This is a genomic window from Bacillus sp. OV166, from assembly GCF_900177675.1.
GTDB lineage: Bacteria > Bacillota > Bacilli > Bacillales > Cytobacillaceae > Neobacillus.
Genome location: NZ_FXWM01000001.1, coordinates 3,255,714 through 3,271,765, shown reverse-complemented (window position 1 = coordinate 3,271,765; position 16,052 = coordinate 3,255,714). Strand labels below are relative to the sequence as shown.

The following is a 16,052-nucleotide window of genomic DNA, read 5'->3' as shown; positions in this document are numbered from 1 at the left end:
CTTTCTTTACGAAAGCTAAAAATCCTCTATTTAATGATATTGTTGTTTAATTAACGTGATCCGTTAGCACAAAAAGAAAATGAGCTGCGACAGCACCTCATTGTTTAACTCTTGCACCCGTTAGTTGAATAAGGAATTTAAAAATTAATTTTCTTTTTAGGTATTTTGAGTGGTTTTTCAACTAATCTTGCAACTTGTTTACCTTTCTTAAACCTTACATTATTTAGCCAATAAACGAATGCATCTGCATTAAAACTAACTCCGTAGTATATTTTTCCTTCTTCATCAACATGAGCAACCACCCAATAAGGATGATCATTTTTTCTATCATATATCCATCTATCAAAATCCCTTTGAAGTTGTCGAATATTTCTTCCAACTTTTGAAGGACACTCTATATATTCAGTGTCTTCTTCATATGTAAATTCAATTTTTACTATCATTTTGGATACTCCTATTTTAAGATGATTTTAATATATTGTTACTTATTGAACTTACGCACCCGATAGTTTAAGTAAAAATGTTCACAATTTTTTACCTTAACAAAATCTAATCCCTTTATGTGTAGGGGCATATCAAAAAGACGCCTTTCTTACTAACGAAAAGCGCCCGTTTGTTGAATATATTGCATCTCATTTTCGAAGAAATAATCAATAGTATGAGTGAAAATAATTGAATTTATTCTTTCCTGAGAACAGGTGCCTTTCGATACCTCGTCAGCTGCTCAAATCCGAATGCCGCCTCAATTAAAAGTGGTTCACTGAAGGATGTCCCGGCAAAAGTAATTCCCACAGGCTCCCCTTCAAGAGTATATCCAGCTGGGACTGCTATTGTTGGATATCCTGCTTTCGCACTAATGTTCGATCCTTCCTCACCTGGAAAAAGAATCATGTCTAATTGATATTTGTCAAGTGCATAATCAATCCCCTTAGTAGTTGAATGATACTGATCAAACTCAAATGCCTTTACATACTCTTCCTCCGTTAATGTTCCACTTGTCGATTCAGATTCCAGCAAAACAGCTTGACCATACTTAAGCATCTTTTCTTCATTTTCCTTATTAAATTCAATTAAATCATGAAGTGTACGAATAGGAACGGATGGATGAAGGCCATTTAAGTATTCATTTAAATCTGGTTTAAATTCATATGTCAGCACATAGTATGGCCATTTCAATTTTGCAGAAGGAATTTCGATATTCTCGATGATTTCTGCTCCTGATGATTTTAGAATTGAAATGGCATCATGAATGACTTTCAACTGTTCCTGACTAAATACATTAATAAATCCTTCCCAAGCGATTCCAATTCTCTTCCCTTCGAGTCCATTTGAGATAAGATGCTTGGTAAAATCCTTTTCAGCTAACGGATTTGTCATTGTTATAATATCTTCATCATCACGGCCAGATAATATACTTAATAGAATAGCAGCATCCTCTACTGTCCGGGCCATTGGTCCAGCCGTATCCTGAGTATGAGAAATCGGAATAATTCCTCTGCGGCTGATTAAGCCAACGGTCGGTTTGATCCCCACAAGTGAGTTCTTACAAGCAGGAAATAAGATTGATCCTGATGTTTCAGTGCCGATAGAAACGGCAGCAAGATTGGCAGCAATTGCTGCTCCTGACCCAGAACTCGAACCACCAATTTCAAATTTGCCGGGTCCATAAGGATTTAGTACCTGACCACCGCGGGAGCTATATCCTCCCTTCATTCCTATGGCCATAAAGTTCGCCCATTCCGTCATGTTTGTTTTTCCAAGAATTACAGCACCCGCTTTGCGCAATTGTTCTGCGACAAACGAATCTCTTAAAGCAATCGAATCCTTTAACGCTAAGGAGCCGGCACTTGTATGCATCTTATCAGCTGTATCAATGTTATCCTTGATCAAAATAGGAATTCCATGCAATGGACCTCGTGGCCCCTTTGCCCTCCGTTCAGCATCAAGCGCAGCGGCAATCTGCAAAGCATCCGGATTCACTTCTAGGATAGAATTAATCTCCTTATCAAAAACGGAGATTCTATGTAAATACATCAAGACAAGCTCTTTCGATGTTAGCTCACCGCTCTTCAGCTTTACTTGAATCTCCGTGATCGTAACCTCTTCGAGCCAATTATCATGCAGCTCTTTTAACTTTGGATTTTCCATACTTTTCCCTCTCCCGTTCTTCTATATTCTAGAAAGAGAGAGAAAATCCTCTAAGTATTTTTTACATCATGAGTATCCAATTTTTATTTAAAATGTTACCCAATAATCTGGCCCGATTGTTGAAAAAAAGCTAATAACGATTGTTCAACTAAACTGCTCCGTTAGTCGAATAAGAAAAGGCTACCATAATGACAGCCCTGATCTTCAACTCTTGCACCCGTTCGTTAACTTTTTTCAATCTTACAAATCCACTTATAATAATTCAGTAAAATAACTAACAAAATAGGGTCAACAAGAATAGAATACTCCAATTTCCACCACCCATAATTGAAGAATCCCCAAGGTTCTGGAAGTAATGCTATTACTTCATAAATCAACATAAATACTAACCAATAAATATAATAAAGAATTCTTTTTAATAATGGAGAGTTAAATGGATACCAATTCAAAAACATCATATTTACAGGTGGTATAAGCATTGTAAGGGTAGGTAAAGATGCCCAATCAACACCTTTTGTAAAGTACCAATAACCTTGGTATTTGTGGTCAATATACAAATCAGCAAGTCCCTGAGAAATAATGGTAAATGCCCAAATATGAACAATTTGATTTTTAGTAAGACGGTTGTTAGTTATAAAAGCAATTAAATTAAAAAGTATAACAGCTATAATAAGCCCAAACATAAAAAATGTCCTTTTTTTAACTAGTTTTCTCTTATCATTGTTCAATTATCCTGCACCGTTAGTGGAACAAGAAAAAAGGCTTTACCCTTGTTTATTTTCATAACTAACTGTAGTAAACCGCTGCTAATAATAAAAACTGTCTGCTATACAGACAGTGAAAGTTTAAAGTTATAACACTGGTGGTTTATCTTTAACATTTTATTTTATCTTGCTGAGGTGGCTGCTCTTTCCATTTATTTTCAATCATTAAGGCTTCAGCTTTTTTTGCTGATTTTGCAGTATCCCCTAACAAATCCAAGTAATGTCTTTTTAAATCATTCCTCTGACTAGTAGCTAATGACGTAGCATAATCAGAAAGTCCAGCTGCCGATAAAATAGTAATTTGATACATCATCAATTTATCGGAAAACGGAGGGTGCAAGGAGCTAAAAACTTGAGTCTCTGAAGGCATAGGGGCAGGAAGGTCACTACCTGTTAAAAATTGAGTATGCTCATTAATAATTTTATCAGCTAAATCTGCTGATTTTTGCATAAATTCACGAACTTCTTTAGAATCTGCTGTTTGTCCGAAACCTTTAGCTATCGCTTTACCTATTACATTCGCTTCAATGTTCCCATATAAATGAGAAATTTCAACTGCATTTAAATATCTTTGGTTTCCCAACAAATTAATACCATTTAGATAATCTTTATCTTCAATAAAGTCCGTTTTCTTTGGTGGTTCAATGAATGGGGGTCTTGTATATAACCCTTTATCTAACAATACATCACTAACATCATCAAAAACTGTTGTTGAATCTGATAGACCTTTCTTAAAATGTTCTCTAATATCTTTACGAGTAGACAACGTAAACATTAAACCACAAGATACTACCATTACTCTTGATAAATTCTTTATGTACTTTAAAAAAAAGGAGTCTGAAAATAGTCGTGGGGCATTAACATCTACATCCTGACTACCAAACCCTATTGGAATTGGAACACTTTCTGACTGTAATATCTGTTTAGTATTGTCCTTAAGATGTTCTACAATTTGATAGGTCTTTTTCAGAACATCTATTACTTCTAAATCTTCGGCTTTTGCAATAAAGTATTGCAATACACAACTATTGTGTGTGTGACTAATATATTCAGTCCACAAGGAAGCCATTTCTGACGAAGTAAGTTTGACACTTTCTGGAGAACTCATTTAGAAAATCACTCCATTTTTAAAGATTATTTTTAAGTTCTCCCTTGCATAGGATTAATATTCCTACTTATCATTGTTAATTAAAACTCCAATAACTACATAAAAAAATTGCCTCCTTATTGTACTAACCTGCTTCGTTAGTTGAACAAGAAAAGCCACCATAATGGCAGCTTAATCTTAAACCCTTTTCAATTTTCCAGTTCGAAAAGAACTTTTGATTCTCTCTTACATTTTGCTTGAGGTTATTGCTCAGATTTCTCATCAGCAGGTATTCGCTTATGTTTTTCATTAATTATTTTTTTGTTAAGTATCCTAACTCCACCAACCATTAGCAACCTCATATCCTCTACGATATACTTAGCTAACTCTTCGTCAGAAATGTCATCTCCAACAATATCAAGACGAAAATCCTGCCCTTGTATTCCACCACCATTAGTAAACTCGATTTCAAAGTCGAATTGAACTCTTTTATCCATTTTGAATCCACCTTATGTTAGTTTTGGGTTGATTATTATATTCATATTTTAGTTGAATGAAACAATAACCTCCTGAACTAACCTGACCGTTAGAACAACAAGAAAAAGGGATCGCCGCAGCAAACCTTCTTCAATTCTTGCACCCTTTAGTTTAAGTACATTTCTTCACAATCTCACACTAATAAAACTTTTTTAAGTCCATTTTTGTTTAAAATTCCTATTTCATAAAATGGTCCAATATAAAAATAAAAGCACAATTCTTATTCCAGAATTGCGCCCGATTGTTGAATAACATGAAGGTGTTATATCGACAATAGTTACCCTGAGAACATGACAAATAATTAATGCAGGGAAAATTTTTCAGTGCATTTTCCAAACATATATTTTATTTCGGAAGATTTAGTTACCACGAGACACCGAACCGATGGTGTACTTACCCTAACTGGCGTTTAAATTGTTTACTGGCGAAGAAGTAAGCGATGACCATGATGCCGACGCACCAGGCAAGCGCGATCCAGATACCGTTGCCAACAGACCCTTCATACAAGAGTGCACGAATCGCATTCACGATTGAAGTCACGGGCTGGTTCTCAGCGAATGCACGGACAATTTTAGGCATGGTTTCGGTGGGGACAAAGGCCGAACTGATAAAAGGCAGGAAAATCAGCGGGTACGAGTAGGCTGTCGCCCCTTCCATAGACTTCGCTGTCAATCCGGGAATGACCGCCAGCCATGTCAGCGCCAGCGTAAACAGCCCGAGTATCCCAGCTACCGCGAGCCAATCCAGGATATCAGCGCTGGAACGGAAGCCCATCAAGAGAGCGACGAGGATAACCACCACGACAGTAAGCGCATTGGAAACAAGAGAGGTTAACACGTGAGCCCACAATACCGACGAGCGCTTGATGGGCATGGTAATGAAACGCGCCATCAGCCCGCTCTTTACATCCGTAAACAGCCGCAGGGAAGTGTAAGCGACGCCGGATGCGATAGCCATCAGCAAGATTCCCGGCAATAAATAATTGACGTAGTTGTCCGTGCCTGTCTCTATGGCGCCGCCAAATACGTAGACAAACAGCAGCATCATCATAATCGGCGTAATCGCCACCGTGATAATCGTATCCGGGCTGCGCATGATGTTGCGCATTAAACGCCCTAGTAATACCCCTGTATTGCTTTTCATTTACATCTCCACCTTTTTGCCGATGATCGCGAGGAAAATTTCCTCCAATGTAGGCTTCTTCTCGATGTACTCCACTTTCGCTGGCGGAAACATCTCTTTGAGTTCGCTAAGGGTACCGGTCGTGATGATTTTTCCGCCATGCAGGATGGCGATACGGTCCGCCAGTTGTTCGGCTTCCTCAAGGTACTGGGTCGTCAACAAGATGGTCGTGCCGCCGCCGGCAAGCTCCTTGACGGTATCCCAGACTTCAATCCGCGCTTCGGGGTCAAGCCCTGTCGTCGGTTCGTCGAGAAAAATGACCGCTGGAGTCCCGATCAGGCTCATGGCGATGTCAAGCCGGCGCTTCATCCCGCCGGAATACTTATCCGCCCGTCGGTTGGCCGCATCGGTCAGGCTGAATCTTGCAAGCAGATTGTCGGCGACTTGAGCGGGATTAGAAACTCCCTGCAACTTGGCGATCATCATCAGGTTTTCCCGCCCGGTGAGCATGCCGTCTAAAGCTGCGAACTGCCCTGTCAGGCTGATGCTCTGGCGAACATGATCCGGTTGGCGCTGGACGTCAAAGCCGCAAATACCTACTTCTCCGCCATCGGGCTTCATCAGCGTAGAGAGGATGTTGACTGTCGTCGTCTTGCCCGCTCCATTTGAGCCCAGCAGTGCGAAAATTTCGCCACGCCGGACCTCAAAATCCACCCCCTTTAAGACTTCCTTGTCTTTAAAGGATTTTTTTAACCCTTTTACAGAAATCGCTGCATTGTTCATACTTTTTTCCTCCTTATAAAAAGCGTCTTTGCGGAGCAAAATGCCTATACTCTTCTATTTAGTCTGACTGATAATCAGTATTACTTATTACCAGGTTAAAAATATAACTGAATAGCGAAGGCGGCAATTCACATTTGTAACCAGCTAATCAGTCGGTATGATCTATTGAATTTATTTTTTTCCAAATCGCTTCATGATACTCTGATTCAAATCTTCACGATACTTCGCGAAATAGGTTTTAGCGTTTGCCACTAGTTCGTCGGCAAAGGACGCCACGTCGTCCCCAGTGATTTCCAGCACTTGTCTGCCTTCCGCCGCACCAGTTTCGAACAACTCGATTAATTCATACTGCATGTGCAGCATATCCATCCCGTTGCCCGCTGAGAAATTCCACATGTAGTTTTGAATTTTCTTAAATACAAACTGGTAGTCCTCTGGCAGGGCTTCAACCCGTGCCAGCATCATCTTATACTCTTTTTTATCACCAATCATTTTTTTGAACATTTCCAACATGTTATTTTTCCTCCTTTTTTATATAACTGAACAAGACACTCCAAAAATATCGGACGGAATATCTTATGAAGCTAGATTGACTTTAAGACATTGATTTTTGATGATACAAAATCCCATTTTTTCCAAAACAATTCAAGTTCCTGGCGGCCAGCCTCATTAAGTGAGTAAAACTTGCGGGGCGGCCCCATATCTGACGGTTTTTTTTCTATGGTCACAAGTTTTTTCTTTTCTAATCGTACGAGAATGGTGTAGACCGTCCCTTCCACGACTTCGGTAAACCCGAGCTCGTTTAGGCGGCGGGTAATCTCGTAGCCATAGGTTTCATGGCGGCTGATGATTTCCAGCACGCAGCCTTCCAGCGAACCCTTCAGCATTTCAGTTAAATTTTCCATGTTCAAAACCTCCTTTACCTCCTCTATTTTGTCTGACTTATATTCAGTATAACTTAGTACTAAATAAAATTTCTACTTAATAGCTTTTGGGTAATCGCGCTATTAAGTATTGCTTATTATAGGTACATCGTAACACTTAGTAGTAGGGATGTCAACTGTTTTTCTTAAAATATTTTTGTACCCTCACTATTCAGTGGTATCGGTATCCAGTGTTACTTATTACAAGTATATCGTAACACCTAGTAGAGGGACTGTCAACTGGATTTTCTAAATATTTCTAAAACCAGCTATCCCCATTGGATACAGCCATTTTTCTTTATCGAGCTTTTACTTCCTCCTATGCTTCTTTCACAATGATTACACCGTGGATCATTCCCATCCAGCAGCTGTACATGTGAATAGGGAAATTCTATCCCTCCATTATTTTTCTATTATCTAATTCACTACTTGCTCATTAACTTTGTTAAGTAAAAAGCCGTCTTCTGTTTCAATGAACCCACCGAATAGATCTAGAAATTTGCTGTTCATTAGTATATACCTCTTATGTCTTTACTGGATTTATTATAAATTAAAAGCTTTACTCCCTCTAAGAAATAAAGCTAAATATATTTTCTCCATATTAAAAAACATATCCTCCTTATTTAACTAAACTGCCCAGTTAGTGCAACAAGAAAAGGCTTTACTCCTTATTGAAGTAATGCGCCCGAGTGCGGAATATTGAAAAATGCGAAAGAGCAAAAATGCTCTTAGTTATTAAAAGAAAAGCAATAGATAGATAAAGAAATGGTAAACCTTGCAATGAAGATTCCTTAAATATATCTTTCCTTCCTGTTTATCAATTGCATAAGGAAACGGATAAACATCATTAAAAGAAAGGTGCTTATAAATGTGTATATCCATGTCCATGTATGGTATTTAATTAATTCGGTATATCTTTCAAAAAAAAACTCAATTATCGTTAAAACAGTGGTGTACAAAATACATTGTAGAACAATGTTGAGATATCTTGAACGATAAGTCGTTTGATAAAAGTAAATACAAACAACTGGAAATAGAAGATATTCATAAAGAAGGCTGGAACTAAAATAGTTACTTAAAAATCTCACTGGATATTCGAGCATTTTCTCTTCTACAACAAGAACACCAAAAAACGTTGAAAAACAAGAGGACAATGAAAAAATTAAAATCCAATTTTTGATTGGTGGTTTTCTTAAACTAGAAAACAATAGGGTGATCCCGATTATGAGCAGTGACCACAATATTATTCTTTCCATAGATAAAATAGCCCCCTATCTTTACTTTGCTTATCAATGAGTATAACCAAAGTAAAGATCAAAGATTTTATCAATTGCATAAAACCCATTAAAAAAGACGCTTTCCGGAAAAGCACCCGATTGCGGAAGACCCAGATATTGATAATAATTGCTGCCTTTAGCTTGTTAAACTTACGCACCCGTTAGTTTAAGTGCAATCCTTCACATTTTAATACTTTATTAAATCAGTGAAAGACAAAATTGTTAAACCATCAATTTATTTCTGTCATTCTAAATTATAAGGGAGTTTATTTCATAGGAGATAACTATAGATTCCTCTTAAACAATATCCCCACTTGTTCTGCAATCACACGAGGTGGAACTGTCATTCCATTATTAGGCCACCTTTCAAATAACCCTTCGGAAGCTGAGCTAAAAAATTGAACAAAATTTTTTTAAAAAAGGACATACTGTCAGTGGCATATTACTGTCGATGACAGTATACTGTTATTAACAGTAAGTTGTTGCCGAAAAAATTTTACACTTAAATTAGGAGGTTATATATTTCATGAAACATACAGGGAGACATACAGGTGCATTTCTTCTGCTGTTTTTAACAGAGGGAGATAGCTATGGAGGGAAACTTCTGCAGAAATGTGAAGAAGAGCTTCCCATCAATCCAATTGATAGTGCCATTCTTTATCGCACATTAAAAACATTAGAGAAAGAAGGTGCTGTTGAGTCTTATTTGGACACATCTGATCAAGATAAGTTGATAAAAATGTACAAAATTACTTCGGTTGGAAAAAGAAAATTAGAAGATTTTCAAATAGATATCGAAGAAAAAATGAAGAACTTATCATTTTTCTTAAATAAATACAAAGAATGGAAGGAGTCTAATCATGATTAGTGGTGCTATCCTTTACGCTATGGCTATTCTTCTTCTTAGTATTTCATTTATAAAAGATCGAAATAAAACAAGAGATGCTCTATTAAAGTCATGGAAAAGCTTTCGTAATATAATACCTGACATGTTATCAATTATGCTTTTCATTGGACTATCACTATCTATATTAACTCCATCCTTAATTTCTTCAATCATCGGAGAAAAATCTGGATTGACAGGTATTGTTTATTCAGCATTAATTGGATCTATTGCACTAGTTCCAAGCTTTGTTGTATTTCCTCTTGGACATACATTAGTCCAAAATGGTGCAGGACTCCCTCAAGTAGCTGTATTAATGTCTACATTAATGTCAGTAGGAATCACAACTTTACCTATGGAACAAAAGATATTTGGGCGAAGTTTTGCCTATTCCCGCAACGCATCTGCAGTTTTAATGTCTCTAATATTTTCATATATTATATGGGTGGTGATGGGATGAATGAATTAAAAAGATATCGTTTCTTTTTCATTTTATTATTTGGGCTCATAATCCTTACTTATATAAACCAATCGGTGGGATGGAATGCGTTTCAATTAACAGGAAAAAGCATTTTAGATATGCTGTTTCTACTCCCACCTGTCTTAATATTCTTAGGTTTGCTTGACAAATGGGTGGAGAAAGAAACACTAATTAGATATATGGGGAGGAAATCCGGCATCTATGGCATTTCTTTCTCCCTATTATTAGGAGTAATTGCAGCTGGTCCCCTCTACGTAGCCTTTCCAATTGCGGCACTTTTATTAAAAAAAGGAGCAAGTATGCGGTATATTGTATTTTTTTTAGGAGTTTGGACAACTGCAAAATTACCAGTTATTGTTTATGAATTTGCTTCATTTGGAGTTAAATTTACACTCATTCACATTTGTTTTGGTTTATTATTTTTCTATTTAATGGGTATTATTTTCGAGAAATTTTATGACCATCGACAATTGTTAAAGTATGATATTACTAAAGAATTTTAGATTTAGATCAATAAGTCTTTAATCCCTCAATTAAAGATTAGAGGATACAGAATGTACTGAATCCTCTTTTTTATTCCCTTCTTCAACTCCCTTAGTTCGACGCGAACATACATTCGTGTATAATTTCCCCTTTCGAAAATAGACCATTCACTTCTGTAAAAGCAGAATTAGAATTTGCAGAACCTTATCGAAATGAGTTCATAGATACAATCAAGTCCTTTATTGAAGAAGACTTGGCAAATATAAAGATTGACCGCTCTGATTCAGGGTACATAAGAGATTTAGGTGACATGCTGTTACGTGTTGCCTATCATGAATCAGTTCATACTGGTCAGTTATTGGATTATTTAAGAACAGCTGGGGTTCCAAGAATTCGTATCTGGGATTAGCTTTTACATTGGTGCAACACAATTGTGATGCACCTTTTTAATTTGAACGTTTTTTTAGGACATGTAAGTTAGACAATTTCCAAGTTGTGTTCTTGAACTAACCTGCTTCGTTAGTGCAAAAAGAAAAATGCGTCTCCACTTATTGTAGAAACACACCCGTTAGTTTAAGTGAAAATCTTCACAATCTTTTTTTACCATAACAAAGTCTAATCCCTTAATGTGTAGAGGCATATCAAAAAGACGCCTTCTTACTAAAGAAAAGCGCCAAATAAATGAATAAAGATATATCAGAAATGATCATATGTATAGGGATTATTTCTTCAAGAGATATACCTTATTCTTTCCGTTCAAGTGAATGAGTACAGACACCTAATTTTTTTATTTCTTAGCAATCTATTTTCGATCGAGTGTATGAGGAGGTTCTTCCATCCATTCTCGTTCAATCAACATTTCTATTCCATCTTTACCGTAAATCATGATCTCTATAAGAAATTTGGAGTATTGCGTGGCCAAGTCGATTCTCGATGCTGTGGAAATTGCGTGGCCGATATAGGTAATGGCGGTTGAATTAGCTAATGTAATCATCCCCAGAATGAATCGATCTGAAAAGGGGGACACGGTCGATAAAGATACTGTAGCATTGATCATTGAGTTTTCTGGAAGATCATCTTTAGTTAGAGTATCGTTTAAAAACTCTATTTGCTTTTGGGCCAGTTTCTTTCCTCGAATTAGATAATTTTTGATGTTTTCATCTTTGACAATCTGAATAAATGCCGTTAAAAAAGTTTTGCCAAGAAGGTTACGTTCACTATTGAAAAATATATCAGTTAATTCTAAAACATTTAATGACCGACTGGGTTCAAACCATTTAGATAAAATAGTTCCCTTTTCTTTTACGAATTCGATGCGATCTGGATAGGGAATAAATTGAGGCCGATCATAAATTCCTTTTGTAAGCATCATCTGGACTGACTGATTATAAAACTCTATAAAAGACGTTATACGTTTTGAAAAAAACAAGCGTACGTCTTCACGGGCTACACTTGTCAACAACATGCCATCATTCATAATCGCAATCTTGCACATACCGTATAAATAACTAAGTGAAATAGGATCGGAAAATAAAGGGGGTGCAGATAAGTTTACATCCTCCTCCGTATATCCCCTTGGAACAGGGAACTTTTCTTGAATAAACATGTTCTTATTCTCTTCAAGATAGGTTTGAGTGGTATTCAAAGATTCAGAAAGTAATGGTCTTAATTCTTCATCTTTAAGGTGTTTTAAGAAATATTTCGATAAACAAACGTTCATACTATCACTAATATAAGTTGACCATAGCGCCCCAATCTCTGTTGATGTAAAACCGACCTCATGCTTGTTATTCATTGCCCCTTCTCCTTCCAAATAATGAACTTCGTTTTAATATAATCCCCTTTATTACATTATGCGAAAAATTCGATGTTTCTATGAATGGCTTGTTGGAAGTTAATTAAGCATAGAAAAAATATTTGGAGCTTTATTGCATCATATTCTATAATCTGGCCCGATTGTTGATAAAAAGCTATTGACGATTGTTCAACTAACCTGCACCGTAAGTACAACAAATAACAGAATTGCTGCGGCAATTCATCTTTAACTCAAGCACCCGTTACTTTAAGTACATTTCTTCACAATCTGCTTATTTCTTTTTTCGCATAAAAAGAGAGTAAGCTACCATTAATATTTTGATATTACAACGCGGTGTAAACCTTACACCTGAAACAAGTACTATCGTTGTAATTTTCAAATATAAATCAAACTTAAGAGCAAGTTATTTATTTTTAGGTTCATTTTTTTCACCCCAGTTATATACGAAGGATGAACATTAGCAATGCAGAAATAATTGCGAGTAAACTACTCACACCAAAAGCTGTAAAAGCACCAAATGATTGCCACTAAAACCCTGTCATGTTGTATTTCGAGCTGTCAAAAGAATAACAGGAGTATTACTGTTTTCCTTTCTAAAACTCCTTAGTACCTCGATTCCACTTAACCCAGGCAACATCACATCCAATAAAATCAAGTCGATTTCGGATTGTAAGGCGGTTTCTAATCCTGCTTTACCATCATGTTCTACTGTTACTTGAAAACCCTCATACTCCAATTCCACTTTTAAGGCACGAGCAATTTGAGTTTCATCCTCGATTACTAAAATATGCGTTTTCACTTCACATTCGCCCCTTCTACAACTAAACCATTAATCATACTCTACTTTATGCCTGTCCAAAACAAGCCGTAGCATTTCAAACAACAAGAAGTTAAAAAATATCCATACACAGCCATATACATAACCACCCACAATATCACTTGGAAGGTTATGGGCAGAAGCAATATTTACAACCGCCAGACTTATTAATAAAATTAATCCAAATAAAGGACCAAATATGGGTAAATACTTGTTTTTCGAATGACGGACAAGTAAAAACAAACAGGTTCCGTAAATGATAATCATAATCGTAGCATTTATGTCAGGAAAATTTGCGGAATGAAATTTTCCTACAAACCCGAATGATTGAAGGTATGAAAATGTTTTAATTATGGCATCATGAAAGGGTCTTGCACCCCCTATGGAAACCCCAAGAAGAAGATATTCAAGAACCCTGTTCCGTCCCTTTTTCCAAATCCGAATGATGGTTATCGCAATAATGCTAGCAAGGACAAACGGAGGTTGGAATACTAAAAACCCTTTCATCCAACTCATATAAATAACAGACTTGACCATATATTCTGCTATTTCATTAAACTGAGCAAAGTCGTTATATAAATAGTTTTGAGCCATTCCCAGCATCAAGGTAACCATACCGATTAACACTAAAGTGAGAAAAATAAGAAAGATCTCTATTTTTCTAATGGTTTTTAGATGATTCAACAACCGTTGTATGAAACGAATAAAAAAGTCCTTGATTTGATTCTTATAAAACCGATAGGCCAAATAACCTGCCAAAAATATAACAAAAACAAGAATAAATATAATGAAATATTTACTGGCTGCTTTATGAAAGGGCTCCCAACGAGGTCCCAATACTTTTCCTAGGGTAATAAAACAAAATCCCCATAAAAATGAACCTGTAAAAGCAGGAATAATAAATTTTCGAAAAGGCATTCTTGAAATACCTGAAATATAACCAGTGAAATGCCTAATCCCTGGAATGAAATAAGCAAAGACCAACAGTTTGCTGCCTGAACGCTCAAACCAAGCCGAAGTTTTTTTATATCTTTCTGGTCTCAAATGGATATATTTTCCATATCTTTCAATCAATTTATATCCTCCTGCCTTACCAATCCAATAAGTTGCAGTAATACCCGCACCGCCTGATACAAAGACTGTCAGGAGTGCTAAAATGTAACTCATTTTGCCTTGATATACAAAATAACCAGCGTAGCTCATTAAAAATTCGCCTGAAATAGGTAGGGCCAAAAGCTCTAGAAAGATTCCTGTTAATAGAATCAGATAACTGTGCTGTTCAAATATAGTGATTAAATGTGACATAATTATGCCTCCAATATTTATAAAAAGAAACACTAAAGTCAATTCAAATTTAGTTCTAAATACAATGTAGCACGATAAATGAATTCAATTTCCATATTAATGAATTCTTAATCTGGTTTTAAGAGAACAAAAAGGTTGATGGATAAAATAAAAAAGCTAATCCCTTCGTGAACTGTGACCCATAAAATGGACAGTCTAAAAAAAGACCGAGTATTTTAAGCTGCTAATAAGTGACTCCGGTATTGTGCCGGAGTCATTTTATTTAGGCTCCATTGATATCTGTTGGTGTTGTACTCCTCAATATAGGTTCCTATCAATCCCTGTAATTCCTCAAAGCTCTGACATGAAGAATAGTCTACTTCATCCTTTAAATGACCAAAGAATGATTCCATTGGGGCGTTATCCCAACAATTTCCCTTACGGGACATAGACTGAGTAAGCTTTAGCTTTTTCACTCTTTTTTGAAATTCTGGATGCGTGTAATGGAACCCTTGGTCTGAGTGAATCATAGCTTCCGGATGAACTAGATCACCAAGTGCTACAGAGAGTTTATCCAATGTACAATAAACAAGATCCATCTTTAATGTTCTGGACAAATGATAAGCAACAATTTCCCTTGTCGAGGAGTCCTTTACACAAGACAAATAAGCCGGTTGCGCTGCTCCATAGTACACATAAGTAATATCCGTTAGCAATACTTTTCCAGGCTCACCTTGGTCAAATTCTCGATTTAATAGGTTAGAGAGAGTCTTATGTTCTTGGGTAGCTTTAGCCATTTTTTTGTAAGGATTAATTTGGCGAACCTTTGCCACTAAATTAAACTTCCTCATAATCCGTCGGATTTTTTTGTGATTCATTTCCACAAAATAGTCATTCTCTAAAATCATTTTGATAGTAAGTGCTCCAGCGAAACCCTTTTTCTTATTAAATATTTCCTTGATTAACTCATAATCATTCCAATCATTCTCTTCTCGCTCAGACCGCATGCTTTCAGCCTTTACCCAAGCATAATATCCACTTCTGCTTACCTCTGCCTTCTGACAGAGGAATTTCACCATATGTATAAGCCCAAACTTTCTAATAGTTTGTTCGATAAGCATATACTTCTCTGAAACGGTTACTTTTTCTTCTTCTTCGCCTGCCTTTCTAGTTCGTCTAGCTTTTTTAAGAATTCAAGCTCCGCTTCTAGGAATTTAATTCGTGCTTCAGCTTTCTTTAAGTTATCCTCAACTGAAAGAGGCTTTGAAGAGGGTCTACCAGTGCTTGCTTTTCCACGCCTTTCTGTGAAGAAACCATCCTCCCCAAACTGCTCAAATGTTTTCCTCCAGCGTTTTAAACATTCACTAGGTTTATCAGACCCAATCATTTCTAAGTCAAATCCATGTTCAATAAAAATTTGGGCAGGTCCTTTACCATTTGAATTTTCTTTAATTGCTTCTACCTTAAATTCAGGCTTATATGCGATAGAACGATCCGATACGTGTTGTACATTTGGATTCTGTTCTAGTAGTTTCATTTGAATTTCATTAAAAATAATTTTACTCATTATATGTCCTCCGCTCACATCATTGAGTTTGATTATAAACGGGTTTTTGTGAAATGGACACAGAAAAACCCGAATAAGGG

Annotated in this window: 16 protein-coding genes and 3 pseudogenes; 4 read left to right on the top strand and 15 right to left on the bottom strand. The window is 36.5% G+C overall.

The features are described from left to right. Window positions 1–137: 137 nt before the first annotated feature. The 11 genes and pseudogenes from CCK98_RS16000 to CCK98_RS37050 all read right to left on the bottom strand — a co-directional run. Window positions 138–443, bottom strand: coding sequence for a hypothetical protein (locus tag CCK98_RS16000; RefSeq protein ID WP_088087478.1), 306 nt, complete (start codon window positions 441–443; stop codon window positions 138–140). A gap of 235 nt (window positions 444–678) precedes the next feature. Beyond that, window positions 679–2,148, bottom strand: a complete 1,470-nt coding sequence (locus tag CCK98_RS15995) for an amidase family protein (protein WP_088087477.1) — start codon at window positions 2,146–2,148, stop codon at window positions 679–681. A 224-nt stretch (window positions 2,149–2,372) separates the two neighbouring features. Beyond that, entirely contained in the window at window positions 2,373–2,876 is a 504-nt protein-coding gene (locus tag CCK98_RS15990) for a hypothetical protein (protein ID WP_306298944.1), read from the bottom strand. Between the two features lie 145 nt (window positions 2,877–3,021). Next, entirely contained in the window at window positions 3,022–4,020 is a 999-nt protein-coding gene (locus CCK98_RS15985; RefSeq protein WP_088087476.1) for a DUF3231 family protein, read from the bottom strand. A 242-nt stretch (window positions 4,021–4,262) separates the two neighbouring features. Next, on the bottom strand, window positions 4,263–4,496 hold the full coding sequence (locus CCK98_RS15980; protein ID WP_088087475.1) for a cyclase: 234 nt from the start codon (window positions 4,494–4,496) through the stop codon (window positions 4,263–4,265). A gap of 433 nt (window positions 4,497–4,929) precedes the next feature. Continuing rightward, entirely contained in the window at window positions 4,930–5,679 is a 750-nt protein-coding gene (locus tag CCK98_RS15975) for an ABC transporter permease (RefSeq protein WP_088087474.1), read from the bottom strand. After that, the gene (locus CCK98_RS15970) at window positions 5,680–6,441 is read right to left on the bottom strand and encodes an ABC transporter ATP-binding protein (RefSeq protein ID WP_088087473.1); all 762 of its coding nucleotides are present in this window, start codon (window positions 6,439–6,441) and stop codon (window positions 5,680–5,682) included. 171 nt (window positions 6,442–6,612) lie between these two features. After that, window positions 6,613–6,954 (bottom strand): DUF1048 domain-containing protein, encoded by a 342-nt coding sequence (locus tag CCK98_RS15965; protein WP_088087472.1) that lies wholly within the window; start codon window positions 6,952–6,954, stop codon window positions 6,613–6,615. Between the two features lie 71 nt (window positions 6,955–7,025). Then, window positions 7,026–7,346: a PadR family transcriptional regulator gene (locus tag CCK98_RS15960; RefSeq protein WP_057776084.1), complete on the bottom strand. Its 321-nt coding sequence runs from the start codon at window positions 7,344–7,346 to the stop codon at window positions 7,026–7,028. Between the two features lie 809 nt (window positions 7,347–8,155). Continuing rightward, the gene (locus CCK98_RS36340; RefSeq protein ID WP_088087471.1) at window positions 8,156–8,620 is read right to left on the bottom strand and encodes a CBO0543 family protein; all 465 of its coding nucleotides are present in this window, start codon (window positions 8,618–8,620) and stop codon (window positions 8,156–8,158) included. Window positions 8,621–8,925: 305 nt separating this feature from the next. Further along, window positions 8,926–9,036, bottom strand: a pseudogene (locus CCK98_RS37050) (TetR-like C-terminal domain-containing protein); the annotation flags it as partial. Window positions 9,037–9,167: 131 nt separating this feature from the next. On the opposite strand from CCK98_RS37050, the gene CCK98_RS15950 reads away from it, so the two are divergent. From CCK98_RS15950 to CCK98_RS15935, 4 genes and pseudogenes are all read left to right on the top strand, one after another. Further along, window positions 9,168–9,509 (top strand): PadR family transcriptional regulator, encoded by a 342-nt coding sequence (locus CCK98_RS15950; protein ID WP_088087470.1) that lies wholly within the window; start codon window positions 9,168–9,170, stop codon window positions 9,507–9,509. Then, window positions 9,502–9,984, top strand: a complete 483-nt coding sequence (locus CCK98_RS15945) for a hypothetical protein (protein WP_088087469.1) — start codon at window positions 9,502–9,504, stop codon at window positions 9,982–9,984. The genes CCK98_RS15950 and CCK98_RS15945 overlap by 8 nt, the downstream gene beginning before the upstream one ends. Continuing rightward, complete coding sequence (locus CCK98_RS15940; protein ID WP_142292168.1) at window positions 9,981–10,508, top strand: permease; 528 nt, start codon at window positions 9,981–9,983, stop codon at window positions 10,506–10,508. The genes CCK98_RS15945 and CCK98_RS15940 overlap by 4 nt, the downstream gene beginning before the upstream one ends. A gap of 125 nt (window positions 10,509–10,633) precedes the next feature. Beyond that, window positions 10,634–10,897 (top strand): annotated as a pseudogene (locus tag CCK98_RS15935) (DinB family protein); the annotation flags it as partial. 393 nt (window positions 10,898–11,290) lie between these two features. Here the strand turns inward: CCK98_RS15935 and CCK98_RS15930 are convergent. From CCK98_RS15930 to CCK98_RS15915, 4 genes and pseudogenes are all read right to left on the bottom strand, one after another. Continuing rightward, on the bottom strand, window positions 11,291–12,283 hold the full coding sequence (locus tag CCK98_RS15930) for a DUF3231 family protein (RefSeq protein ID WP_088087467.1): 993 nt from the start codon (window positions 12,281–12,283) through the stop codon (window positions 11,291–11,293). Window positions 12,284–12,848: 565 nt separating this feature from the next. Next, a pseudogene (locus CCK98_RS15925) lies at window positions 12,849–13,103 on the bottom strand (response regulator); the annotation flags it as partial. A gap of 30 nt (window positions 13,104–13,133) precedes the next feature. Next, entirely contained in the window at window positions 13,134–14,426 is a 1,293-nt protein-coding gene (locus CCK98_RS15920; RefSeq protein WP_088087465.1) for a DedA family protein, read from the bottom strand. Window positions 14,427–14,641: 215 nt separating this feature from the next. Continuing rightward, a protein-coding gene (locus CCK98_RS15915) for an IS3 family transposase (RefSeq protein ID WP_088086960.1) occupies window positions 14,642–15,972 on the bottom strand; the annotation gives its coding sequence in 2 pieces (ribosomal slippage) (window positions 14,642–15,600 and window positions 15,600–15,972; 1,332 coding nt in all). Window positions 15,973–16,052: the final 80 nt, after the last annotated feature.